Here is a 24,106-nt window from a genome sequence, read left to right on the forward strand (position 1 = left end):
CATCCACCCCCCCCCGTCATCGCGGGGTTGGTTTCCCCCAAAAACCCCCCCCCTCGCCCGCCGCCCCCGCGGGGGGGGGGGGGGTTTGAACCCCCCCCCCCCCCCCCCCCCCCCCCGCGGCGTCAGCTCTGTTCCGCCCACCACTCCTTCAGCGCCGCGACCGCCGCTTCATGGCCCATCGGGCCGTTCTCCAGACGAAGCTCCAGCATGTGCTTGTAGGCGCGGCCGACCGCTGGGCCCGGCTTGACGTCCAGGATCTCCATGATCTGGTTGCCGTCCAGGTCAGGACGGATGGCGTCCAGCTCCTCCTGCTCCTGAAGTAGGGAGATCCTCTCCTCCAGGCCGTCGTACGCCCGTGACAACGCCGCTGCCTTGCGCCTGTTCCGCGTGGTGCAGTCGGAGCGGGTCAGCTTGTGGAGACGGTCGAGAAGCGGTCCGGCGTCCCGGACATAGCGGCGGACGGCGGAGTCGGTCCACTCACCGGTGCCGTAGCCGTGGAAACGCAGGTGCAGCTCGACCAGGCGGGAGACGTCCCTCACGAGTTCGTTGGAGTACTTGAGCGCCGCCATCCGCTTCTTGGTCATCTTCGCGCCGACCACCTCGTGATGGTGGAAGGAGACCCGGCCGTCCTTCTCGAAGCGACGGGTCCGCGGCTTACCGATGTCGTGCAGCAGCGCGGCCAGGCGGAGAGTCAGGTCCGGGCCCTCCTCCTCCAGCGCCATGGCCTGCTCCAGGACGATCAGTGTGTGGTCGTAGACGTCCTTGTGACGGTGGTGCTCATCACTCTCCAGCCGCAGGGCCGGCAGCTCGGGCATCACGTGATCGGCGAGCCCGGTGTCGACCAGCAGCGTCAGTCCCTTGCGCGGGTTACGGGAGAGGACCAGCTTGTTCAGCTCCTCCCGGACCCGCTCGGCCGAGACGATCTCCAGGCGCCCCGCCATCTCCTTCATCGCCGTGACGACCTCGGGAGCGACTTCGAAGTCGAGCTGGGCCGCGAAACGCGCCGCCCGCATCATCCGCAGCGGATCGTCCGAGAAGGACTCCTCGGGTGTGCCCGGCGTACGCAGCACCCGGGCCGCCAGGTCGTCGCGACCGCCGTGCGGGTCGATGAACTTCTTCTCCGGCAGCGCGACAGCCATCGCGTTCACCGTGAAGTCGCGCCGGACGAGGTCCTCCTCGATGGAGTCGCCGTACGACACCTCCGGCTTGCGCGAGGTCCGGTCGTAGGCCTCCGACCGGTAGGTGGTCACCTCGATCTGGAAGCCGTCCTTCTGAGCACCGATCGTGCCGAAGGCGATCCCGACATCCCACACGGAGTCCGCCCACGGCCGGACGATCTTCAGCACGTCCTCGGGGCGGGCGTCGGTCGTGAAGTCCAGATCGTTGCCGAGCCGGCCGAGCAGCGCGTCCCTGACCGAGCCACCGACCAGGGCGAGTGAGAACCCGGCCTCCTGGAAGCGGCGGGCAAGGTCATCGGCGACAGGCGCGACCCGCAGCGACTCACTCGTCGCGTGGGGCGGCACCTGACTCAGGGCACGGGTGTCATCGTTGGCGTTCGGCACAACAGAACAGGGTACGTGGCCCGGACGACCGCGAGCGTCTCGATTAAGGGCGGGCGAACGCCGGCGCCAGCCTGTCACAAGGCCCGCCCTCACGACGTTCGGAGGCGTTCCCCTTCATAGGCTCACAATCGGGGCAGTGGCACCCGCTCCCCCGATCTTGTGGACCGGACCGCGGCACTTCCCCTCAGCGGGCATCGTTACCATGCGTGGACGCACATACCGACGACCACTGACGACGACGAGGGACGGGCAAGCGCGTGGCCGAGGCGGCAGACTTCCAGGGGACGAGTCCCTCAGCTGCCTGCCGGTGGCTGAGGCGTAGCGGAGCATTGCTGGCCGGGGCACCGCTGCTGGCAGGGCTGCTCCAGCTGCCGGGAGTCCCCGCCGCGGACGCCGCCGGGCGCACCCGCGCGCAGGAGGCCTCCGGCTCCCGTACCGTGTCCGTGGCCCTCGACTCACTCAGCCCCAGCGCCCCGACCGGCGGAGACACCCTGACCGTCTCGGGCACGGTGACCAACAAGGGCGAGCAGACGATCACCGACGCCCATGTGGACCTGCGTACAGGGCCCGAGATCAACACCCGCTCGTCGATCGACAGCGTCGCCAGGCGTACCGGTCACTCCCCGGACGCCGACGGCACACAGATCGACGACACCTATCGCCAGGAGTTCGCCAGGCTCACGCCGGGCGTCGCCCAGCGCTTCAGCATCTCGGTGCCCGTCGACGAACTGGACCTCGGTGACAGCGGTGTCTACCAGCTCGGTGTCGCCCTCTCCGGCGAGACGTCCGCGCAGCCCTGGGACCAGGTGCTCGGCATCCAGCGGACGTTCCTGCCGTGGCAGCCGGAAGAGGCCGGGACCAAGACGAGGACGACGTTCCTGTGGCCGCTCATCTCGACCGCGCACATGACGGCGGAGACGGGTTCGAACGAGCAGCAGACGCCGGTCTTCCGCGACGACGAGCTGGCCAAGGAGATCTCTCCGGGCGGCCGCCTGGAGCAGCTGGTGTCACGGGGCAGGGACCTCGACGTCACCTGGGTGATCGACCCGGACCTGCTCGCCTCCGTGGACGCGATGGCGCGCGGCTACCGCGTGCAGGGTGAAGGCGATGCCACCGTGCCGGGCAAGCACCAGGCGGTCGCCAAGCAGTGGCTGGCCGATCTGCAGAAGGCGGTGACGGAGAAGGAGGTCGTCGCCCTGCCCTACGCCGACCCGGACCTGGCCTCCCTCGCCCACAACGGCACGAGCGTCACAGGCTCGCTCAGTCGCCTCAAGGAGGCCACGGACGTGGTCGCCAACACCGTGGAGCCCATCCTCCATGTGAAGCCGAACACAGAGTTCGCCTGGCCCGTCGACGGCGCCGTGGACCCGTCGATCGTCAAGGTCGCCACCTCCGCCGGCGCCGACAAGGTGATCGCCCGCAGCGACAGCCTCGAGGAGACCAGCGCCCTGTCGTACACGCCGTCCGCGGCGCGTCCCATCGGCGGCGGCACCACCGCGGTGGTCGCGGACGCGCGGCTGTCCAGAGCCTTCCAGGGCGATCTGACGAGGGCCTCCGCGAAGACGCTGTCCGTGCAGAAGTTCCTCGCCCAGAGCCTCGCCCTCAACCTCCAGACGAACCAGCAGCGCAGCATCGTCGTCGCCCCCCAGCGCATGCCGACCGCCAGCCAGGCCCGGGCGATGGCCGAGGCGATCTCGTCCTTGCAGACCGGCGGCTGGAGCGAATCCCAGACCCTGGCCGCGGCCGCCAAGGCCAAGCCCGATCCCGCGGCCGCCAGGAAGGTGCCGTCGGCCTCCGACTACCCCACGTCGCTGCGCAAGCAGGAACTGCCGCGCTGGGCCTTCGAGCAGATCGCGCGGACGCAGACCAAACTCGACGGTTTCCGGGTCATCCTCACCGACCAGTCCCGGGTCGTGACACCCTTCGGGCGCGCCATAAACCGGGAGATGTCCACGTCCTGGCGCGGCCGGGCCACCGAGGCCCAGAACTACCGCGACGGGGTGGAGGACTACCTGGACGGCCTCGCCGAGGGGGTGACGCTGATCGACAAGTCGGAGACCAAGCTCTCCGGCCGCAGCGCCACGATCCCCGTGACAGTCCAGAACAACCTGGTGCAGGACGTCGACCACTTGGTCCTGCGCCTCACCTCGACCAGTCCGACGAGGCTGGAGTTCGGCGGCAACGGCTACGCCGAGCAGCCCGTCACGGTCTCGGGCGGGCACAGCCAGTCGGTGAAGTTCGGCACATCGGCCAACGCAAACGGCCGGGTGACCGTGAAGGCCCAGCTGTTCACGAAGGACGGCAGGGCCTACGGGCGAGCCGTCTACTTCGACGTGAAGGTCACCGAGATCACCGCCACGGTGATGCTGGTCATCGGCGGCGGCGTGCTGCTCCTCGTCCTCGCCGGCTTCCGGATGTACACCCAGCGCAAGCGGGCGGCCGCACGGGAGACCGAGGAGGACGGCACGGAGATGTCCGACGACTCCGCCGAGGCCTCGCAGAACCCCGACGGCCCCGCCGACCGTCTCCAGAAGGAGTCCGGCCCGCGGCCCGGCGCAGGCGCCCCGGAGCAGCCGAGTGACCCTGGGCCGGACACCCCAGCGGAAAGCGCCGACCCGTCCGGGACGGGTGAGAGAGTTGACCGTTGAGATGTCGTGGCCGGTGGGCCCGGGACGATGAGGTGGGGTAACCATGAACGCGCCGTACGACGGTGACCGCGGCCAGGCCGCGGGCAGCTCGGGCCACCCCGAGGGTCCGCCGCCCGAGCACGGCCAGGTGCCGCCGCAGCACCCCGCGGACATGTACCTCCAGGACGCCTACGAGCAGGACCCTTACCGGGCGCAGGACCTCGCCGCCCAGGACCCGGTAACGGAGGCGCTCTACGATCGCGCCGCGCACCCGCCGCCGCCCCCCGGCACGTACCCGCCGCCGCAGCACCTGTACGCCCAGCCGCCGCAGTCGCCGTACGCACCCGACCCTCGCGTGTGGGCCCAGACCCCGGCCCCCGAGCCGGCGGGCCCCACCCAGCACCTGCCGTACGGCGACGACCCCCGCACCACCCAGTACGTGGGTGTCGACGACCTGGTGACCGAGGCCGGTGAGCAGCGTCACGAACACGACGCCTTCGCGCACCTGTTCCGTGACCAGCAGCAGACCGGCGCCCGTCCCCCGACGGACTACGCGGGCGTGCCGGGTCCGGCCGCCGCTCCGGGTACCGGGCACGGGCCGGCGGACCAGCACGACGGGACACCGGCCGCGCAGGGCCAGTACGGCGGCGGTGCCCAGGCGCCGGCCGAGCAGTATCAGGCGCCCGCGCCGCGGCACGCCGCCGAGTCCGCGCCCGCTGCCGCCGCCCCGGCGAAGGGCGGGCGGGCCGCGGGTCTGCTGAAGTCGAGCGCCGTGATGGCGGCGGGCACGATGGTGTCCCGGCTCACCGGGTTCATCCGGTCGGCCTTGATCGTTTCGGCGCTGGGCGTCGGCCTGCTCGGTGACACCTTCCAGGTGGCGTACCAGCTGCCGACGATGATCTACATCCTGACCGTCGGCGGTGGCCTCAACTCGGTCTTCGTGCCGCAGCTCGTACGGGCCATGAAGGAGGACGACGACGGCGGCGAGGCCTACGCCAACCGGCTGCTCACGCTGGTCATGGTGGCGCTCGGCGCGCTCACCGTGCTCTCCTTCCTCGGCGCGCCCCTCCTGATCCGCCTGCTGTCCGACGCGGTTGCCAGCGACCCGGCGGCCAACGAGGTCGGCGTCACCTTCGTGCGCTTCTTCCTGCCCTCGATCTTCTTCATGGGGATCCACGTCGTGATGGGCCAGATCCTCAACGCACGCGGCCGGTTCGGCGCCATGATGTGGACGCCGGTCCTGAACAACGTCGTCATCATCGTGACGCTCGGCATGTTCCTGTGGGTGTACGGCACCGCCGAGCACTCCGGCATGAAGGTCACGAACATTCCGCCGGAAGGACAACAGCTCCTCGGCGTCGGAGTGCTGCTCGGACTCGTCGTCCAGGCCCTGGCGATGATCCCGTACCTGCGCGAGACCGGATTCAGCCCGCGTCTGCGCTTCGACTGGAAGGGCCACGGCCTCGGCAAGGCCGTGACGCTCGCGAAGTGGACCGTGCTGTTCGTCCTCGCGAACCAGGCGGGCGCCATCGTCGTCTCCCAGCTGTCCACGGCGGCCGGCAAGGCCTCGCCCGTAGACGGCACGGGCTTCGCCGCCTACGCCAACGCCCAGCTGATCTGGGGCCTTCCCCAGGCCATCATCACCGTCTCTCTCATGGCCGCCCTGCTGCCCCGCCTCGCGCGATCCGCGGCGGAGGACGACGCCGGCGCCGTCCGCGACGACATCTCCCAGGGGCTGAGGACGACGGCAGTGGCGATCGTGCCCATCGCCTTCGGCTTCCTCGCGCTCGGCATCCCGATGTGCACGCTGATGTTCGGCTCCTCCGGCAGCAGCGAGGCCACGAACATGGGCTTCATGCTGATGGCCTTCGGTCTCGGACTGGTCCCGTACTCCGTGCAGTACGTCGTCCTGCGGGCCTTCTACGCGTACGAGGACACACGGACCCCGTTCTACAACACGGTGATCGTGGCCGGCGTCAACGCCGCGGCGTCAGCCCTGTGTTACTTCGTACTCCCGTCCCGCTGGGCCGTGGTCGGCATGGCCGCCTCCTACGGCCTGGCCTACGTGATCGGAGTAGGTGTCGCGTGGCGCCGGCTGAGCAGGCGGCTGGGCGGCGACCTGGACGGCGCCCGCGTCATGCGGACGTACGCGCGCCTGAGCATCGCCTCGGTACCCGCTGCGCTGCTGAGCGGCGCGGCCTGCTACTACATCTCCAAGGCTCTTGGACAGGGCGTCGCCGGTTCGCTCGCCGCGCTGGTGGCCGGCGGAGCCGTCCTGCTGGGCGTCTTCTACGTGGCCGCGCGGCGCATGCGTATCGAGGAGCTGAACTCGCTGGTCGGTATGGTCCGAGGGCGTCTGGGCCGCTGAATCGGGGGGTACGCGCACAACCATCGTCCGCCATCGCGTGTCGTGCTAAGCGGCGGACTGTGGGCACAATTGGTTTCGGCGTCGGACGGCGCGCAACGGGGTTAGGCCGGCGCGCTATGGATGGGGAGGCAGGAACGACGGTGGCGGAACGGAGCACGGCTGCCGTCGACGTGGCAGACAACAGCGGCGACGAGCCGCTGACCGCCAAGGCGGACCAGTCCACGGCCGACGGGGTGGCCAAGAACCCGGAGCGGATCACGGAACACGACGTGGCACAGGGGAGTGGCGGGACCGAGGGTCCCGGAGCGAAGGCGACGCCGCCCGAACTGCACAGCGGTCACAAGCTCGCCAGACGTTACCGCCTCGAGGACTGTGTCACCCGTCTGGACGGTTTCAGCAGTTGGCGTGCGGTGGACGAGAAGCTGCGCCGCGCCGTCGGCGTGCACGTCCTGCCGGCGGACCACTCGCGGGCACGCGCCGTGCTGGCCGCGGCCCGCTCCTCCGCGCTGCTCGGCGACCCCCGCTTCGTCCAGGTCCTCGACGCTGTCGAGGAGAACGACCTCGTGTACGTCGTGCACGAGTGGCTGCCCGACGCCACGGAGCTCACCACACTCCTGTCCGCCGGTCCGCTGGAGCCGCACGACGCCTACCAGATGGTCAGCCAGGTCTCCGCCGCCATGGCCGCCGCCCATCGCGAGGGCCTCGCCCATCTCCGGCTGAACCCCAACGCCGTACTGCGCACGTCCACGGGACAGTGGCGCATCCGCGGCCTGGCCGTGAACGCCGCGCTGCGCGGTATCAGTTCCGACACCCCGCAGCGCGCCGACACCGAGGCGATCGGGGCCCTGCTGTACGCGTCGCTGGTGCAGCGCTGGCCGTACGAGAGCGATGCCTACGGTCTGTCGGGACTGCCCAAGGACGTCGGCCTCATCCCTCCGGACCAGGTGCGCGCCGGAGTCCACCGCGGCCTGTCGGAGCTCGCCATGCGTGCGCTCGTCAACGACGGTGCGACCGCCTCCCGCCACGAGTCCCCCTGCACGACACCGGAGGAACTGGTGAAGGCGGTCGGCGAGATGCCCCGCATCCGCCCGCCGGAGACCGCCTTCAGCGCGCCGCCGGACTACCAGCACACGACGTACCAGCAGGGCACGTACGGCCGCACCACACCGCATCCCGGTGTCCCCCAGCCGGTCGCGTCCCCGCCGTCTCCGCTGCAGAGCCGCACCGGCAAGGCCCTGAAGTGGGCCGTCTCCGCGCTGCTCATCGCCGCGCTGGGGCTGGGCAGCTGGCAGCTCGCGGACGCGCTGATGGAACGGGGCAACCAGTCGGACGACCCGAACAGGTCGCAGACGACGGACGGGAACGAAAAGGGCTCCGTGGAGAAGAAGCCGGCTGCCAAGCCGCTCACCATCGCCGGGGCTCAGGAGTACGTCGCCAGCGGCGAGGCCCAGGCCCCCGGCGACGTCGGCCTCACCTACGACGGCGACGGCTCGACGTACTGGCGCACCAACCGCTACAACGACGGTCCGGAACTTGCTCCCTACAAGCCCGGCGTGGGCATCGTCTACGACCTCGGCTCGTCCCAGGAGGTCTCGGCCGCGTCGATAGGGCTCCGGTACCCGGGTGACCACACGACGGTTCACCTTTACGCGACCGACTCGCTGACCCCTTCGACCGGCGTCGACGGAATGCAGGAGATCGGAACCGCCACGGCGAGCGGCACCTCTCTCAGCGTGAAGGCGTCGAAGTCGGTGAAGACCCAGTACGTGCTGGTGTGGATCACGGCAGTGCCGAACGCGCCCACCGACGGCTACAGCGGCGCCGGTTACAAGCAGGCCGTGACCGACGTGAAGTTCACGGGCTGACGTCTCACCGAAGGGGGAGGGGGTCCGATGGCGGAAGGCGCCGGGTACGAGACGGCGAGCGATCAGGATCTGCTCGCCCGCCATGTGGAAGGCGACCCCGACGCCTTCGGTGAGATCGTGCGGCGGCACCGCGACCGGCTCTGGGCGGTCGCACTGCGGACGCTGGGAGACCGTGAGGAGGCCGCTGACGCGGTCCAGGACGCTCTCGTCTCCGCCTACCGTGCCGCCCACACCTTCCGCGGGCAGTCGGCCGTCACCACATGGCTGCACCGCATCACGGTGAACGCCTGCCTCGACCGTGCCCGCAAGGCGGCCTCCCGCAAGACGGCTCCGGTCGATGACACCGAGCGGCTGGAGCAGCTGCTGGAGCCCCATGAGTCGGCCTCTGCGCCTGCCGAACGCAACGATCTGCACCGCCAGCTCCTCGAAGCGCTCGGCACTCTCCCGCTCGATCAGCGTGCGGCCCTCGTCCTGGTGGACATGCAGGGCTACCCGGTCGCCGAGGCCGCCCGCGTCCTTGACGTCCCGACCGGCACGGTGAAGAGCCGGTGCGCCCGTGGCAGAGCCAAGCTCCTGCCACTGCTCACCCATCTGCGACCGGAGAACACCGGCGAGGACGAAGATCCGGCCGCCGGACGGAACCGGGCTGAGGGGACATCCGTCCCACCGGCAGCGGGACCGCACGACGCGGGCCCACGGAATGCAGGGCCAAGCGACTCAGCTGCTGTGAAGGGCGGAGGTGGGCGAACGTGACTTCCACGACGGACACGGCCGGGCACCCGGACGTCACGGAGATCTCCGACCTCACCGAGGGCCTGCTGCCATCGTCCCGCACAGCGGACGTGCGACGCCATCTCGACGAGTGCGATCTCTGCGCGGACGTCTTCGCCTCGCTGGAAGAGATCCGCGGCGTGCTCGGCACGCTGCCGGGACCGGCACGCATGCCCGCCGATGTCGCAGAGCGAATCGATGCCGCTCTCGCGGCAGAGGCACTACTCGATGCCACGGCGCCGGACACGGCGAGCGCCATCGCCCCCGTGGAAGCGGCCCGCGTGAACGACGGCGCGCATGTTTCACGTGAAACATCGACCGTGACGGCTCGACCCGCGGGACGCGCCCGCACAACGACCACGGGGCCGGGCCGCAAGGAACGCAAGCACGGCCGGCGTCGCAGGGTGGCCGTTCTGGGGGCTGTGCTCTCCGTCGGCGCCCTGGGGCTGGCCTCGCTACTCGTCTCCTCCCTGCAGGGCGACCAGGGCACCACGCCCGAAGGCCGAAAGCCCTCGGCCGGGGACACCTTCGCAGCGGGCAAGCTGGAGCAGCAGGTCGCGGACCTCCTGGCCAAGAGCGAGAAGTCCGGTGGCTCCTCGCGTACTCCCCGCGACCTGGGTGCGCAGTCCGACCCCGGCAGCGAGGGCCCGCGCATCCTCACCAAGCCCACCGTTCCGGTGCCCGAGTGCGTCCAGAACGGTATCGGTCGGGACGACGACGCACTGGCAACCGAGAACGGCACGTATCAGGGGACGACTGCTCTGCTCGTGGTCATGCCTGACACCTCGGACCCCTCGCGTGTCACGGCCTATGTCGTGGACGCCACGTGCGTGAAGGATTCGCCTTCCGCCTCGGCCGAGGTGCTGCTGAAGCATTCCTACGCGCACTCCTGAGGGCACCGGTCCTCCTGGGAACGCAAGAGCCCCTCAGAAGGCATCCGCAACCCTCGCCTGGCCAGTCGCCCCAACGGGTCTCCGCTCTGCAGACGGCTCTCCGTGTACCCGGGCACAACGGGAATGCGAGCCCCTTAGGATCCGTTGGGTGGGATGAGAGTCCTGAGAGGGCCCTCACCGGTCGAACGACGCAGTCCAGAGACGAGGAATCAAGCCGTGAGCGATGTCCGTAACGTGATCATCATCGGCTCCGGGCCCGCCGGCTACACGGCGGCGCTCTACACCGCGCGCGCGTCGTTGAAGCCGCTGGTGTTCGAGGGTGCCGTCACCGCCGGTGGCGCCCTGATGAACACCACGGACGTGGAGAACTTCCCGGGCTTCCAGGACGGGATCATGGGCCCCGAGCTCATGGACAACATGCGCGCCCAGGCGGAGCGTTTCGGTGCCGAACTCGTTCCGGACGACGTGGTCTCCGTCGACCTGGCCGGTGAGATCAAGACCGTCACCGACACCGCCGGCACGGTGCACCGAGCGAAGGCCGTGATCGTGGCCACCGGTTCGCAGCACCGCAAGCTGGGTCTGCCCAACGAGGACGCGCTGTCCGGCCGCGGTGTCTCCTGGTGCGCCACCTGTGACGGGTTCTTCTTCAAGGACCAGGACATCGCCGTGATCGGCGGTGGTGACACCGCGATGGAGGAGGCCACCTTCCTCTCACGTTTCGCCAAGTCCGTGACGGTCGTCCACCGCCGGGACACGCTGCGCGCCTCCAAGGCGATGCAGGAGCGTGCCTTCGCCGACCCGAAGATCACGTTCGTATGGGACAGCGAGATCGCGGAGATCCAGGGTGACCCGAAGCTCTCCGGACTGAAGCTGCGCAACGTGAAGACCGGCGAGCTCTCGGACCTGCCGGTGACCGGTCTCTTCATCGCCATCGGCCACGACCCGCGGACCGAGCTGTTCAAGGGCCAGCTGGAGCTGGACGAGGAGGGCTACCTGAAGGTGACCGCCCCCTCGACCCGCACCAACCTGACCGGTGTCTTCGGTGCAGGCGACGTGGTGGACCACACCTACCGACAGGCCATCACCGCAGCCGGCACCGGCTGCTCCGCCGCCCTGGACGCCGAGCGCTTCCTTGCCGCCCTCGCGGACGAAGAGAAGGCCGAGCCCGAGAAGACCACTGTCTAATCCCCTCGCCCACCCCACGCACCAACCAGTTAAGGAGCCCGCCGTGGCCGGCACCCTGAAGAATGTGACCGACGCCTCCTTCGAGCAGGACGTCCTCAAGAACGACAAGCCCGTACTGGTGGACTTCTGGGCCGCCTGGTGCGGTCCGTGCCGCCAGATCGCGCCGTCGCTCGAGGCCATCGCTGCCGAGTTCGGCGAGAAGATCGAGATCGTCAAGCTGAACATCGACGAGAACCCCGGCACGGCCGCCAAGTACGGCGTCATGTCGATTCCCACCCTGAACGTCTACCAGGGTGGCGAGGTCGCCAAGACCATCGTCGGAGCCAAGCCGAAGGCCGCGATCCTGCGCGACCTCGCGGACTTCATCGCGGAGTAGCAGGCGGCGCCGCCGCAGCGCGGCGCATGTTTCACGTGAAACACGAATGGGCCAACCCCGCCGGGTTGGCCCATTTGCTGTGTCAGCGATCAACCGGAGCCTTACCAGCGATCTCCCTGCCGACTACAGCGGTCGCAGTGCCGGCTCCTTCTGCACCGCCCCCAGCAACCGGTCCAGTGCCATCTCCACGTCTTCTTTCCAGGAGAGGGTCGTTCGCAGCTCCAGTCGCATACGCGGGAAGGTGGGATGCGGCCGGACCGTCTTGAAGCCCACCGCGAGCAGATGCTCCGCGGGCAGCACGCAGGCAGGCTCCTTCCACCGGGCGTCCCCGAAGGCCTCGATCGCCTTGAAGCCCCGCCGCAGCAGATCCTTGGCCACCGTCTGCACCATCACACGGCCCAGCCCCTGCCCCTGGTACCCCGGCACGATGAACGCGGTCATCAGCTGCACCGCGTCCGGCGCCACGGGACTGGTCGGGAAAGCCGTCGAACGTGGCACATAGGCCGGAGGCGCGTAGAGCACAAAGCCCACCGGTACGTCGTCGACATAGACGACCCGTCCGCAGGAACCCCACTCCAGCAGGACAGCCGAGATCCAGGCTTCCTTCTCCAGGGCGGGCGTACCCGCCCTTACCGCGGCCTCGCCGCTGACTGGGTCGAGCTCCCAGAAGACACACGTGCGGCAGCGCCGGGGTAGATCCTGAAGGTTGTCCAGCGTGAGCGGTACGAGCCGACGCCCCATGAAGGCTGTTCCTCGCTTCCCTCGCTCGCAGCATCACGAGCGGCAGTCAGAGCACTCCGTTCCCTGAGCAGGCTGCCGACGAACCCGCCGACCGCTCCCAGGCCCAGTCCCGCGCTCAGCAGTCCGGTCCGGCTCATCGTTCGCACGGCCCCCGCCTCCCATAGACGTACCGCAGACGTACTGCCAGGTGGATGCGCCATACCCGAACGCATCGTATCCATGAAGCGATTCCCTCGATACCGCCAGAAAGCAAAGTGCGGGTCGTGTTCCGGTACACACCGGACACGACCCGCACGAAGGTCCGCGGAGCGGGCTCACGCCCGCGCCAGGGGACTCAGTCGTCCGACTCCTCGAGGTCGCCGCCCTCCAGAAGGCTCTTCTGAAGGACAGGTCCCTCGCCCGGGGCGAGTGAGCCGAGAATCCGCTCAAGGTCCTCCATGGAGGCGAACTCCACGGTGATCTTGCCCTTCTTCTGGCCGAGGTCGACCTTGACCCGGGTCTCGAAGCGATCCGACAGACGCGTCGCGAGGTCGGTCAGTGCCGGGGAGACGCGAGCGCCGGCCCGTGGCCCCTTGGAACGCTGAGCCGCCTTGGGCCGCGACCCCATGAGAGTCACGATCTCCTCGACGGCCCGCACCGAGAGACCCTCGGCCACGATCCGGTGCGCCAGCCGGTCCTGCTCCTCCGAGTCCTCCACGGAGAGCAGCGCGCGTGCGTGTCCGGCGGAAAGCACACCCGCCGCCACCCGGCGCTGAACGGCCGGCGACAATTTCAGCAGACGCAGCGTGTTGGAGACCTGTGGACGGGACCGGCCGATGCGGTCGGCCAGCTGGTCGTGCGTGCAGTTGAAGTCCTTCAGCAGCTGGTCGTAGGCGGCTGCCTCTTCCAGCGGGTTCAGCTGCGCCCGGTGGAGGTTCTCCAGCAGCGCGTCGAGGAGGAGCTTCTCGTCGTCCGTGGCGCGCACGATCGCCGGGATCGCCTCAAGGCCCGCCTCACGGCAAGCCCGCCAGCGCCGCTCGCCCATGATGAGCTCATAGCGGGCGTAGCCCAGCTGGCGTACGACGACCGGCTGGAGAAGACCGACCTCCTTGATGGAGGTGACGAGCTCCTGCAGCGCGTCCTCGTCGAAGACCTCACGGGGCTGACGTGGGTTGGGTGTGATGGAGTCGAGCGGCAGCTCGGCGAAATGGGCGCCCATGGGAGGTGCGGGCATGTCCACCCCGTCGTCCACCGACGGCTCTGCGGTTTCACGTGAAACAGGCGGCAGTGTGGCCACCTTGGCCGCAGCCACGCCCCGGTCAGTTGTCAGCACCGGCACCGCCGCGGGAGACGTGGATGCAGCACCTCCCACCGCTGTCTGGGCCGGCGTCCTTTCGGTCGGGGCCGCAGGGATCAGCGCCCCGAGACCACGGCCCAGTCCCCTCCGTCGCTCGCTCACTGGATCCCCTCCACCATGCTCTGGTCGCTCTGGGCGCCGATGTGTGCGTGCGTCGCGTCGTAGCTGACGCCCACACCCTTCAGCGCGATTTCTCGTGCCGCCTCAAGATAGGAGAGGGCACCGCTCGAACCTGGATCGTAGGTCAGGACCGTCTGACCGTAACTCGGCGCCTCGGAGATACGGACCGAGCGCGGGATGCTCGTCCGCAGCACCTCTTCACCGAAGTGGCTACGAACCTCGTCCGCCACCTGGGAGGCAAGACGTGTCCGGCCGTCGTACATGGTGAGCAGGATCGTCGAGACATGCAGCGCGGGGTTGAGGTGCCCCCGTACCAGGTCGACATTGCGCAGCAACTGCCCCAGACCCTCCAGTGCGTAGTACTCGCACTGGATCGGGATGAGAACCTCCTGGCCCGCGACGAGCGCGTTGACCGTCAACAGGCCCAGGGAGGGCGGGCAGTCGATGAGGATGTAGTCCAGGGGCTGCTCATAGGCCTGGATCGCCCGCTCAAGACGACTCTCCCGTGCCACCAGAGACACAAGCTCGATCTCCGCACCGGCGAGATCGATCGTGGCTGGGGCGCAGAAGAGACCCTCGACATCAGGAACCGGCTGGACGACCTCCGAGAGCGGCTTGCTCTCGACCAACACGTCATAGATGGACGGGACTTCCGCGTGGTGGTCGATCCCCAGAGCGGTGGACGCGTTGCCCTGCGGGTCGAGGTCGATCACCAAGACGCGCCCGCCATGCAGAGCCAGCGACGCGGCAAGGTTGACCGTCGTCGTTGTCTTACCCACCCCACCCTTCTGGTTGGCGACGACGATGACACGGGTCTGATCAGGTCTCGGCAGACCCTCACCGGCCCGGCCCAGAGCCTCGACCGCCAGTTGGGCAGCACGACCGATGGGAGTGTCGTCCATCGGGGGCGGTGTTTCACGTGAAACATCGTCCCCCGGCGACTCGGTACGGGGACCGGGGACCGGATCGGTCATCGGTCCCGCGATGTTGGCGTCGGACCGCAAGGATTCACTCTCCTCGACTACAGGCTCGCAATGAACAGAGCCTCCCATGCCTTCGGGGTCGTGAACCAGTGAGGCCTGGTGTTCTGTGGAGAAATCCACCTCTGTGGACAACTCCGTGCCCCCGGAGGGGGACGGAATGTCATCCGAAACGGCCGGAGCCTCGCCGAGTGAGCCGAGAGGCTTGCGGTCTCGGGGTTCGGCCGCGGCGCGACCGCGGCTGATGATGCCGTGCAGCAGTGAGCGACGTTTCACGTGAAACACGATGCACAGCAGCCGCGACCGGACTGTCGCGACACTCCGGGGTGCGTAGGTTTGGCAGCTTGTGTGGAGTACGTCTCGTCCTCAGGACGGATCAGCGGCGCCGGCGTGCCCGCCCCGTCCGTGCAGCCTTCGCCCGCTTCGCCGCGAACCGAACCCCGCCGGGGCTCTCCCCGACCTCGACACGTACGACCGTGGACAGGGGGTCCACGACGCCCTCTCCCACGTGCAGGATGGAAGTGCCGACAGCGCCGAGTTTGCTCAGCGCGGTACTCGCGGCCTTGAGCTCCTCCTCCGCCGTGTCGCCCTTGAGCGCGAGCATCTCACCGTAGGGACGCAGCAACGGAATGCCCCAGGTGGCCAATCGGTCCAGTGGGGCCACCGCCCGTGCCGTGACCACATGGACCGGCGGGAGCTTGCCCATGACTTCCTCGGCGCGGCCCCGCACGACCGTGACATGGTCCAGGCCGAGCAGTTCGACGACCTCGGTGAGGAAGTTCGTCCGCCGCAGCAGGGGTTCCAGCAGCGTGATCTTCAGGTCCTCGCGGACCAGGGCCAGCGGGATACCCGGCAGACCGGCACCGGAACCGACATCGCAGACGGTGACGCCCTCAGGGACGACCTCCGAGAGCACCGCGCAGTTCAGCAGATGACGTTCCCAGAGCCGGGGCACCTCCCGGGGACCGATGAGCCCCCGCTGTACGCCTGCCTCGGCCAGCAGCTCCGCGTACCGGACCGCGTCCGCGAAGCGATCGCCGAATACCGCCCGGGCCTCCTCGGGAGCGGTGGGGAGCTCCGCTGCCTCCGTCACGGGGACCGTCCTTCCGTACCCTCCAGCGCGCACGCGCTGACTACCAGGCTGACAAAGATCGGCCCCGCCTGCGCAACAGACGGGGCCGGTGGAGCGTGGGACCGCTCAGGCAGGCAGTACGACGACGAAGCGCTGCGGCTCCTCGCCCTCGGACTCGCTGCGCAGCCCCGCGGCCTTGACGGCGTCGTGCACGACCTTGCGCTCGAACGGCGTCATCGGCTTGAGCTTCACGGGAGAACCGCTGTTCCTGACCTCTGCAGCGGCCTTGGCGCCCAGCTCGGAGAGTTCGGAGCGCTTTCTGGCGCGGTATCCCGCGATGTCCAGCATCAGCCGGCTGCGGTCACCGGTCTCCCGGTGCACGGCCAGGCGCGTGAGCTCCTGGAGCGCCTCCAGCACCTCACCGTCCCTGCCGACCAGCTTCTGCAGGTCGTGGGTTCCCGCGTCGCTGATGATCGAGACAGCGGCGCGGTCGCCCTCGACGTCCATGTCGATGTCGCCGTCGAGATCGGCGATGTCCAGCAGACCTTCGAGGTAGTCCGCCGCGATCTCGCCCTCCTGCTCCAGGCGGGTCAGGGTGTCTGCACCCTCGGCAGCGGCGGAGGTGGTGCCTTCCGTCACGGGATGGACTCCTTCTTACTTCTTGGACGAGGACTTGGGCCGCTGCGGCCCCTTGCGCTGGCCGGACTGGGCCCGGCTGCGGCCCCCGCCACCGGACTTCGGCGCCGCCTTGCCGGCCGATTCCGCCGCGGCGTCCTGCGGCTGGTCGGACTTGCTCAGCGAGGTCGACGGCGCGGAGGTGTTCCCGGCATCGGTCGTCCCGGCCCCGCCCGCGGGCTTGGGGCCGCCGGTGGTCTGACGCTTGGACTTCGGCTGCCGCTTCGGCTGCTGACGCTTCGGAGCGGCGGCGGTGGTCGGCGTACCGTCCTCGGTGACCGTGGCCACGGCGCCCTCGCTCTTCACGACATTGCCGTCGGGCTGGGCCGCGAGGCCCGCCTTGCTCAGACCGTTGATGAACTTGCGCTCGTAGTCGTTGCGGTCCCGGCCCTTTGCCACGATGGCCTTGACGATGGCACGCTCGCGCCGGCTACGGGTCTTGCCGTGGTGCGTGACGTGCTTGTACAGCCGGTCCAGGTAGGAGGCCTGGGCCTTGGAACCCGGGGTCGGGTTGTTGTGGATGACGTACATCTGCTGGCCCATGGTCCACACGTTGGTGGTCAGCCAGTAGACGAGGACACCGACCGGGAAGTTGATGCCGAAGACGGCGAAGATGACCGGGAAGACGTACATCAGCATCTTCTGCTGCTGCATGAACGGGGTCTTCACCGAGGTGTCGACGTTCTTCGTCATCAGCTGACGCTGCGTGTAGAACTGCGACAGCGACATCAGGACGATCATGATCGCCGTGACGATCCGGACGTCGAGGATCGAGGAGCCGAGCGCCTCGACCTTGTCCGCGTTGTCGGTGAACTTCGCGGCGAGCGGGGCACCGAAGATGTGCGCCTTCTGCGCGCTCTCCAGCAGCCGGGTGTTGATCACGCCGACGGTGTCGTTCGACGCGATGCTGTTCAGCACGTGGTACAGGGCGAAGAAGAACGGCGACTGCGCGAGGATGGGAAGGCACGAGGAGAGCGGGTTGGTGCCCGTCTCCTTGTACAGCTTCATCATCTCTTCGGACTGACGCTGCTTGTCGTTCTTGTAGCGCTCCTGGATCTTCTTCATCTCGGGCTGGAGCGTCTGCATGGCCCGGGTCGCCTTGATCTGCTTCACGAAGAGCGGGATCAGGCAGATGCGGATCAGGATCACCAGCGACACGATGGACAGGCCCCAGGCCCAGCCCGTGTCAGGGCCGAAGATCGCACCGTACAGCGAATGGAACTGGACGATGACCCACGAAACGGGTGTGGTGATGAAGCTGAAGAGGCTGGCAATCGTGTCCACTAATCATGCTCCTTGGGCATGGGACGAGGTCTCTGCGGCCGGGCTCGGAGGAACGTCGATCGATGCACTCGAGGGTCCGTTCGCTTCGGTGGCCGTTTCGGCGGCGGAGGGCCCGCCCTTGCGTGCGCGCCATGTGTTGCGCAGCATCTCGTGCCACCGCGGACGCTTGCGCGGCGGGACATGGTCCACACCGCCCAGCGACCACGGATTGCAGCGCAGGATGCGCCAGGCCGTGAGTGCGGTGCCCTTGAGGGCACCGTGCCGGTCGATGGCCGTGTAGCCGTAGTGGGAACACGACGGGTAGTACTTGCACACCGGCCCGAGCAGCGGGCTGACGGTCCACTGGTACAGCTTGATCAGCGCCAGCAGCGGGTACTTCATCGCGCGCCCCCTCCCAGTAGCCGCTGCAGGGCGGCGTCCAGGTCTCGGGCCAGCTGTGCATGGTCGGCGTCACCCGCACCGGGCAGCGCTCGTACGACTACCAGGCTACCGGGGGGCAGCAGGTCGACCCGGTCACGCATCAGATGGCGCAGTCTGCGCTTCACTGTGTTGCGTACGACCGCGCCGCCCACAGCCTTGCTCACGACGAAACCCGCACGTGTCCGGGGAGCGCTCTCCCCAGGCGCGTGCGGGTCCGTGGCACCGCTACGAAGGTGGACGACGAGGAGTGGGCGTCCGGCCCGGCGTCCTCGTCGTACCGCGGTCGCGAAGTCCTCGCGCCGCCTCAGCCGGTTCTCGGTGGGCAGCACGACGTCATGACCTGATCGGAATCAGGCGGACAGGCGGGCGCGACCCTTGCCACGGCGGGACGCGAGAATCGCGCGGCCGGCACGGGTGCGCATACGCAGCCGGAAGCCGTGGGTCTTGGCGCGACGACGGTTGTTCGGCTGGAAGGTGCGCTTGCTCACTCGGGGGCTCCAGAAGAAATCGGGGTTTGCGGGGTGCCGTCCTGGCTGTCACCGTGCGCCCACGAGTAGCTCGCGTTACGCCCGAGTGCACCGCTTTCCGATCACCTTGACGCGATCTGTGCCCATCGGAGGCAGGCGGCAGCAGCCATCGACAACTCGACCTGGTTACGGTACGCGCGGCTACGCCATCCGGTCAAACCAAGGGCCATGGGGAGACACTGTCCACAGCCTGGGGACAACAACTTGAACCGTACCCGTCGCGCTGACTACCGTGGCTGGACTCCGATTCGTTCCCTTATCCCCGCCCGACCCGATTTACATCCCGACCCGTCCCACGACCACACGTTCGTGGGACCCGTGAGAGAGCGTGCCCTGTGGCTGACGTACCTGCCGATCTTGCCGCAGTGTGGCCACGAGTACTCGAGCAACTTCTGGGTGAGGGCCGTGGACAGGGCGTCGAGACCAAGGACGAACACTGGATCCGGCGCTGCCAGCCGCTCGCGCTGGTCGCCGACACCGCACTGCTCGCCGTACCGAACGAGTTTGCGAAGGGTGTCCTGGAAGGGCGCCTCGCACCGATCGTGAGCGAGACGCTGAGCCGGGAGTGCGGCCGCCCGATCCGGATCGCGATCACCGTCGACGACTCCGCGGGCGAGCCTCCGCCGGCGCCCCCGGTCCCGCCCCAGCAGCGCTACGAGGAGCCCGAGCTCCCATCCTCCGGGCAGTACGAGGGGTACGGCCGGCACCGCGCCGAGCAGCTCCCGGGCTCACCCGGCGACCAGCTACCCAGCCCGCGCCCCGCCTATCCCTCGGAGTACCAGCGCCCCGAGCCGGGCGCCTGGCCGCGGCCGTCCCAGGACGAGTACAGCTGGCAGCAGCAACGCCTCGGCTTTCCCGAGCGCGATCCGTACGCGACGCCGTCGCGCGAGCCGTACGACTCACAGGACTCCTACGGCTCACAGGACACGTACGGCGCCCCGTTGCGCGACTCCTACGGGCCGCCCGCCCAGGACTACCGCCCGCAGGGCCGGGAGCGGCCGTACGAGCAGCAGCGCTCGGAGTACGAGCCGTCACGCGGCGACTACGACCAGCGCGACGCCCGCCGGGAACTGCCCGAGCAGCCGATGGGCGGCGGGCAGGTGCACCGTGGCCCGGTCGGCGCCGCGCTGCCGGTGTCCAGCGGCGCCCCCGGTCCGCTCGCCGCGCAGCCCGCGCCGGCGACCGGTCCCGGGGAGCCGACCGCACGGCTGAACCCGAAGTACCTCTTCGACACGTTCGTCATCGGCGCCTCGAACCGCTTCGCGCACGCGGCCGCCGTGGCCGTCGCGGAGGCTCCGGCGAAGGCCTACAACCCCCTCTTCATCTACGGGGAGTCGGGCCTCGGCAAGACGCACCTGCTGCACGCGATCGGGCACTACGCGCGGAGCCTGTACCCGGGCACGCGCGTGCGTTACGTGAGCTCGGAGGAGTTCACCAACGAGTTCATCAACTCCATCCGCGACGGCAAGGGCGACAGCTTCCGCAAGCGGTACCGCGAGATGGACATCCTGCTGGTCGACGACATCCAGTTCCTGGCGGACAAGGAGTCGACCCAGGAGGAGTTCTTCCACACCTTCAACACCCTCCACAACGCGAACAAGCAGATCGTGCTGTCCAGCGACCGGCCGCCGAAGCAGCTGGTGACGCTGGAGGACCGGTTGCGGAACCGTTTCGAGTGGGGACTGATCACGGACGTCCAGCCGCCGGAGCTGGAGACCCGGATCGCGATTCTTCGCAAGAAGGCGGTGCAGGAGCAGCTCAACGCCCCACCGGAGGTGCTGGAGTTCATCGCCTCGCGGATCTCGCGGAACATCCGTGAGCTGGAGGGCGCGCTGATCAGGGTGACGGCGTTCGCCTCGCTCAACCGGCAGCCGGTGGACCTGGGCCTGACGGAGATCGTCCTGAAGGACCTGATCCCCGGCGGTGAGGACTCCACCCCGGAGATCACCTCGACGGCCATCATGAGCGCCACCGCCGACTACTTCGGCCTGACGGTCGAGGACCTGTGCGGCAGCTCCCGGGGCCGCCAGCTCGTCACGGCCCGCCAGATCGCCATGTACCTGTGCCGGGAGCTGACGGACCTGTCGCTGCCGAAGATCGGGGCGCTGTTCGGCGGCCGCGACCACACGACGGTGATGCACGCGGACCGCAAGATCCGCAATCTGATGGCCGAGCGGCGCTCCATCTACAACCAGGTGACCGAGCTGACGAACCGCATCAAGAACGGCTGACAGCGGCCGTCGCCCGCCGCCGAGGGCGCCCCGGGACAAGTTCCCCGGGGCGCCCTTCGTCGTTCCGTGGTAACCCGCTGTTCGAATAGCCACCGGGTTACGGCCACTCTCCACAGATTCGGTGAGTTTCTCCCGTCCACATGCTGGGGACTGGGAAGTTGTCCAGATCGTGTCCACAGCCACGCCTGTTGAAAGACCATCAGACCAGGTCAACTGCTTGTGGATTGGTGGACGAACGATCTCCACAGACTGTGGACAGCGGGCGCGTCCACAAGCTGTGCACGAAGTTGTCCACGGGCAACCCACAGGCTGGGGGCGGTTGTCCCCAGTGATCCCCAGCTTCTCCACAGCGCTGTCCACTGTTCGGCAACCCGACGCGCCTGATCACCGGGGCGAGTGAAAGGCGTCACACAAAGGTGCCAGGTTGGGCTGTGGGAAAGGTGGGTAAAGCTGGGGACGGCGCTGGGGAGAAGTCGCCCCGGCCTGTGCACGGGGTGTGCAGAACTTTCTTTTCTCCACAGACAGGCCCGGTTGTCCACCGCCGCCGCCCACAGGGCCCGTGGACAAAATCTCAGCTCTGAGCTGCGCAAACGCAGTTATCCACGGTATCCACAGCCCCTACTACTACTCCCGACCAGAGAGAGCGGGGAATTCGCTTCGAAGGGGGTCCTGTGCACAACTCGCCCCTCGGCGCCCGGCTGCCCCTCGTCACGACTTGACCCCGAGAGGCACCTACTGTCAGTGCGGTGCGTCAGACTGGTCCCGGTGTCCTTCCCTCCCCAGGGTCCGACGACACCGAGACAGACGACGAAGCCAGGCAGGGCGAGAAGCGCCGGCAACAGCAGGAGGCGGCAACAGTGAAGATCCGGGTGGAACGCGACGTACTCGCGGAGGCCGTGGCCTGGGCGGCGCGCAGCCTCCCGGCCCGGCCGCCGGCGCCTGTCCTCGCCGGCCTGCTGCTGAAGGCCGAGGACGGCCAGCTGAGCCTGTCCAGCTTCGACTACGAGGTCTCCGCTCGCGTGTCGGTGGAGGCCGAGGTCGAGGAGGACGGGACGGTCCTCGTCTCCGGCCGGCTGCTCGCCGACATCTCCCGCGCTCTCCCCAACCGGCCGGTGGAGATTTCCACAGACGGTGTACGGGCGACGGTGGTGTGCGGCTCCTCGCGGTTCACACTCCACACCCTGCCTGTGGAGGAGTACCCGGCGCTCCCGCAGATGCCGAACGCGACGGGCACGGTCCCCGGCGAGGTCTTCGCCGCCGCGGCCGCCCAGGTCGCCATCGCCGCCGGCCGGGACGACACGCTGCCCGTGCTGACCGGTGTGCGCATCGAGATCGAGGGCGACAAGGTGACCCTGGCCTCCACCGACCGCTACCGCTTCGCGGTCCGCGAGTTCCTGTGGAAGCCGGAGAACCCGGAGGCCTCGGCGGTCGCCCTGGTGCCCGCCAAGACGCTCCTGGACACCGCCAAGGCTCTGACCAGCGGCGACAGCGTCACGCTGGCGCTGTCCGGCTCCGGTGCGGGTGAGGGCCTGATCGGTTTCGAGGGCGCAGGGCGGCGTACGACGACCCGCCTGCTGGAGGGCGACCTCCCGAAGTACCGCACGCTCTTCCCGACGGAGTTCAACAGCGTCGCCGTTATCGAGACCGCCCCGTTCGTGGAGGCCGTCAAGCGTGTGGCCCTGGTCGCCGAGCGGAACACGCCGGTGCGGCTGAGCTTCGAGCAGGGCGTGTTGATCCTGGAGGCCGGTTCCAGCGACGACGCACAGGCTGTGGAAAGGGTCGACGCCCAGCTGGAGGGCGACGACATCTCGATCGCCTTCAACCCGACGTTCCTGCTGGACGGCCTGAGCGCCATCGACTCCCCGGTGGCCCAGCTGTCGTTCACGACCTCCACCAAGCCCGCGCTGCTCAGCGGCAAGCCGGCGCTGGACGCCGAGGCGGACGAGGCGTACAAGTACCTGATCATGCCGGTGCGACTCAGCGGCTGACGTCGTCCGGGCCGGGCGGACCGGTGATCCACAGCCTTCGCGGTCCTGTGCATCACCGGAGGCGAAGCCGCAGGTGGGGCGGTACGCGTGAGCGCGTATGCCCACAGATGTGCGCGACCGTCCGGGTCTAGGCTCGGACACGGGTACGAAAGTGCCCGACGCCACTTCGCCACACCTGTCGCAACCTAAGGAACACAACTGATGGAGCTCGGTCTCGTCGGCCTCGGCAAGATGGGCGGCAACATGCGCGAGCGGATCCGCCGCGCGGGCCACACCGTCGTCGGATACGACCGCAACCCGGACCTCGCCGATGTCCACAGCCTGGAAGGGCTTGTGGGCAAGCTCAGCGGCCCGCGCGTGGTGTGGGTGATGGTCCCGGCCGGTGCCGCCACCCAGTCGACCATCGACCAGCTGGCCGAGCTCCTGGAGCCCGGGGACGTCGTCGTGGACGGCGGCAACTCCCGCTGGACGGACGACGAGAAGCACGCCGCGGAGCTGGCCGCCAAGGGCATCGGCTTCCTCGACTGCGGTGTCTCCGGCGGCGTCTGGGGTCTGGAGAACGGCTACGCGCTGATGTACGGCGGCGAGGCGGCGGACGTCGCCAGGGTGCAGCCGGTCTTCGACGCGCTCAAGCCCGAGGGCGACTTCGGCTCCGTACACGCCGGCAAGGTCGGCGCGGGCCACTTCGCGAAGATGGTCCACAACGGCATCGAGTACGCCATGATGCAGGCCTACGCCGAGGGCTGGGAGCTCCTGGAGAAGGTCGACTCCGTGACCGACGTGCGGGAGGTCTTCCGGTCCTGGCAGGAGGGCACCGTCATCCGCTCCTGGCTGCTGGACCTCGCCGTCAACGCCCTCGACGAGGACGAGCACCTGGACAGGCTGCGCGGTTATGCACAGGACTCCGGCGAGGGCCGCTGGACTGTGGAAGCCGCCATCGACAACGCCGTGCCGCTGCCCGCGATCACGGCCTCCCTCTTCGCGCGGTTCGCCTCACGCCAGGAGGACTCGCCGCAGATGAAGATGATCGCGGCGCTGCGGAACCAGTTCGGTGGCCACGCGGTCGAGAAGAAGTAGACCCACAG

20 protein-coding genes are annotated in these 24,106 nt (G+C 68.8%); 10 read left to right on the forward strand and 10 right to left on the reverse strand.

Features of this window, described 5'->3' with window-relative positions; translation table 11 throughout:
• Positions 1 to 122 precede the first annotated feature (122 nt).
• Positions 123 to 1,562, reverse strand: a complete 1,440-nt coding sequence (locus tag ACGF8A_RS01900) for a CCA tRNA nucleotidyltransferase (RefSeq protein ID WP_393103187.1) — start codon at positions 1,560 to 1,562, stop codon at positions 123 to 125.
• Between the two features lie 257 nt (positions 1,563 to 1,819).
• Here ACGF8A_RS01900 and ACGF8A_RS01905 point away from each other — a divergent pair, with 257 nt between their 5' ends.
• From ACGF8A_RS01905 to trxA, 7 genes are all read left to right on the forward strand, one after another.
• Positions 1,820 to 4,210: a DUF6049 family protein gene (locus ACGF8A_RS01905; protein WP_393103189.1), complete on the forward strand. Its 2,391-nt coding sequence runs from the start codon at positions 1,820 to 1,822 to the stop codon at positions 4,208 to 4,210.
• A 43-nt stretch (positions 4,211 to 4,253) separates the two neighbouring features.
• The gene (murJ, locus tag ACGF8A_RS01910; RefSeq protein WP_393103191.1) at positions 4,254 to 6,557 is read left to right on the forward strand and encodes a murein biosynthesis integral membrane protein MurJ; all 2,304 of its coding nucleotides are present in this window, start codon (positions 4,254 to 4,256) and stop codon (positions 6,555 to 6,557) included.
• Positions 6,558 to 6,697: 140 nt separating this feature from the next.
• Positions 6,698 to 8,422 (forward strand): protein kinase family protein, encoded by a 1,725-nt coding sequence (locus ACGF8A_RS01915; protein WP_393103193.1) that lies wholly within the window; start codon positions 6,698 to 6,700, stop codon positions 8,420 to 8,422.
• Between the two features lie 27 nt (positions 8,423 to 8,449).
• Positions 8,450 to 9,175 carry an RNA polymerase sigma factor SigM gene (gene sigM / locus ACGF8A_RS01920; protein ID WP_393103195.1) on the forward strand — a complete coding sequence of 242 codons (726 nt, stop codon included), beginning with the start codon at positions 8,450 to 8,452 and terminating at the stop codon, positions 9,173 to 9,175.
• Entirely contained in the window at positions 9,172 to 10,086 is a 915-nt protein-coding gene (locus ACGF8A_RS01925; protein WP_393103197.1) for an anti-sigma factor family protein, read from the forward strand. The genes sigM and ACGF8A_RS01925 overlap by 4 nt, the downstream gene beginning before the upstream one ends.
• Positions 10,087 to 10,302: 216 nt before the next feature.
• Positions 10,303 to 11,271: a thioredoxin-disulfide reductase gene (gene trxB, locus ACGF8A_RS01930; protein ID WP_393103199.1), complete on the forward strand. Its 969-nt coding sequence runs from the start codon at positions 10,303 to 10,305 to the stop codon at positions 11,269 to 11,271.
• A gap of 43 nt (positions 11,272 to 11,314) precedes the next feature.
• The gene (gene trxA, locus ACGF8A_RS01935) at positions 11,315 to 11,647 is read left to right on the forward strand and encodes a thioredoxin (protein ID WP_393103201.1); all 333 of its coding nucleotides are present in this window, start codon (positions 11,315 to 11,317) and stop codon (positions 11,645 to 11,647) included.
• Positions 11,648 to 11,770: 123 nt separating this feature from the next.
• Here the strand turns inward: trxA and ACGF8A_RS01940 are convergent, their stop codons facing one another.
• The 9 genes from ACGF8A_RS01940 to rpmH form a co-directional block, all read right to left on the reverse strand.
• On the reverse strand, positions 11,771 to 12,388 hold the full coding sequence (locus ACGF8A_RS01940) for a GNAT family N-acetyltransferase (protein WP_393103203.1): 618 nt from the start codon (positions 12,386 to 12,388) through the stop codon (positions 11,771 to 11,773).
• Between the two features lie 334 nt (positions 12,389 to 12,722).
• Positions 12,723 to 13,826: a ParB/RepB/Spo0J family partition protein gene (locus tag ACGF8A_RS01945; protein WP_393103205.1), complete on the reverse strand. Its 1,104-nt coding sequence runs from the start codon at positions 13,824 to 13,826 to the stop codon at positions 12,723 to 12,725.
• Complete coding sequence (locus tag ACGF8A_RS01950; protein WP_393103826.1) at positions 13,823 to 14,896, reverse strand: ParA family protein; 1,074 nt, start codon at positions 14,894 to 14,896, stop codon at positions 13,823 to 13,825. Before ACGF8A_RS01950 ends, ACGF8A_RS01945 begins: the two co-directional genes overlap by 4 nt.
• Before the next feature lie 304 nt (positions 14,897 to 15,200).
• On the reverse strand, positions 15,201 to 15,917 hold the full coding sequence (gene rsmG / locus ACGF8A_RS01955) for a 16S rRNA (guanine(527)-N(7))-methyltransferase RsmG (RefSeq protein WP_393103207.1): 717 nt from the start codon (positions 15,915 to 15,917) through the stop codon (positions 15,201 to 15,203).
• Between the two features lie 105 nt (positions 15,918 to 16,022).
• Positions 16,023 to 16,535: a protein jag gene (locus ACGF8A_RS01960; RefSeq protein ID WP_393103209.1), complete on the reverse strand. Its 513-nt coding sequence runs from the start codon at positions 16,533 to 16,535 to the stop codon at positions 16,023 to 16,025.
• 15 nt (positions 16,536 to 16,550) lie between these two features.
• Complete coding sequence (gene yidC, locus ACGF8A_RS01965) at positions 16,551 to 17,855, reverse strand: membrane protein insertase YidC (protein ID WP_393103211.1); 1,305 nt, start codon at positions 17,853 to 17,855, stop codon at positions 16,551 to 16,553.
• 3 nt (positions 17,856 to 17,858) lie between these two features.
• Positions 17,859 to 18,236 (reverse strand): membrane protein insertion efficiency factor YidD, encoded by a 378-nt coding sequence (gene yidD / locus ACGF8A_RS01970; RefSeq protein ID WP_393103213.1) that lies wholly within the window; start codon positions 18,234 to 18,236, stop codon positions 17,859 to 17,861.
• Positions 18,233 to 18,604: a ribonuclease P protein component gene (rnpA, locus tag ACGF8A_RS01975; RefSeq protein ID WP_393103216.1), complete on the reverse strand. Its 372-nt coding sequence runs from the start codon at positions 18,602 to 18,604 to the stop codon at positions 18,233 to 18,235. Before rnpA ends, yidD begins: the two co-directional genes overlap by 4 nt.
• Before the next feature lie 21 nt (positions 18,605 to 18,625).
• A complete protein-coding gene (gene rpmH / locus ACGF8A_RS01980) occupies positions 18,626 to 18,763 on the reverse strand; it encodes a 50S ribosomal protein L34 (RefSeq protein WP_003949374.1) in 138 nt (45 codons plus the stop codon).
• A 374-nt stretch (positions 18,764 to 19,137) separates the two neighbouring features.
• Here rpmH and dnaA point away from each other — a divergent pair, with 374 nt between their 5' ends.
• The 3 genes from dnaA (at position 19,138) to gnd (ending at position 24,098) form a co-directional block, all read left to right on the forward strand.
• A complete protein-coding gene (gene dnaA / locus ACGF8A_RS01985; RefSeq protein WP_393103218.1) occupies positions 19,138 to 21,033 on the forward strand; it encodes a chromosomal replication initiator protein DnaA in 1,896 nt (631 codons plus the stop codon).
• An 857-nt stretch (positions 21,034 to 21,890) separates the two neighbouring features.
• Complete coding sequence (gene dnaN / locus ACGF8A_RS01990; RefSeq protein WP_393103220.1) at positions 21,891 to 23,021, forward strand: DNA polymerase III subunit beta; 1,131 nt, start codon at positions 21,891 to 21,893, stop codon at positions 23,019 to 23,021.
• Between the two features lie 201 nt (positions 23,022 to 23,222).
• Positions 23,223 to 24,098 (forward strand): phosphogluconate dehydrogenase (NAD(+)-dependent, decarboxylating), encoded by an 876-nt coding sequence (gene gnd / locus ACGF8A_RS01995; RefSeq protein WP_393103222.1) that lies wholly within the window; start codon positions 23,223 to 23,225, stop codon positions 24,096 to 24,098.
• Positions 24,099 to 24,106: the final 8 nt, after the last annotated feature.

It is taken from the genome of Streptomyces sp. NPDC047706, from assembly GCF_043204795.1.
Taxonomy (GTDB): domain Bacteria; phylum Actinomycetota; class Actinomycetes; order Streptomycetales; family Streptomycetaceae; genus Streptomyces.

Excerpts from the sequence above, each read along its gene's own strand:
- sigM (WP_393103195.1), top strand. The coding sequence starts at position 8,450 with ATGGCGGAAGGCGCCGGGTACGAGACGGCGAGCGATCAGGATCTGCTC.
- gnd (WP_393103222.1), top strand. The coding sequence starts at position 23,223 with ATGGAGCTCGGTCTCGTCGGCCTCGGCAAGATGGGCGGCAACATGCGC.
- yidD (WP_393103213.1), bottom strand. The coding sequence starts at position 18,236 with ATGAAGTACCCGCTGCTGGCGCTGATCAAGCTGTACCAGTGGACCGTC.
- murJ (WP_393103191.1), top strand. The coding sequence starts at position 4,254 with ATGAACGCGCCGTACGACGGTGACCGCGGCCAGGCCGCGGGCAGCTCG.
- ACGF8A_RS01940 (WP_393103203.1), bottom strand. The coding sequence starts at position 12,388 with ATGGGGCGTCGGCTCGTACCGCTCACGCTGGACAACCTTCAGGATCTA.
- ACGF8A_RS01950 (WP_393103826.1), bottom strand. The coding sequence starts at position 14,896 with ATGGGAGGCTCTGTTCATTGCGAGCCTGTAGTCGAGGAGAGTGAATCC.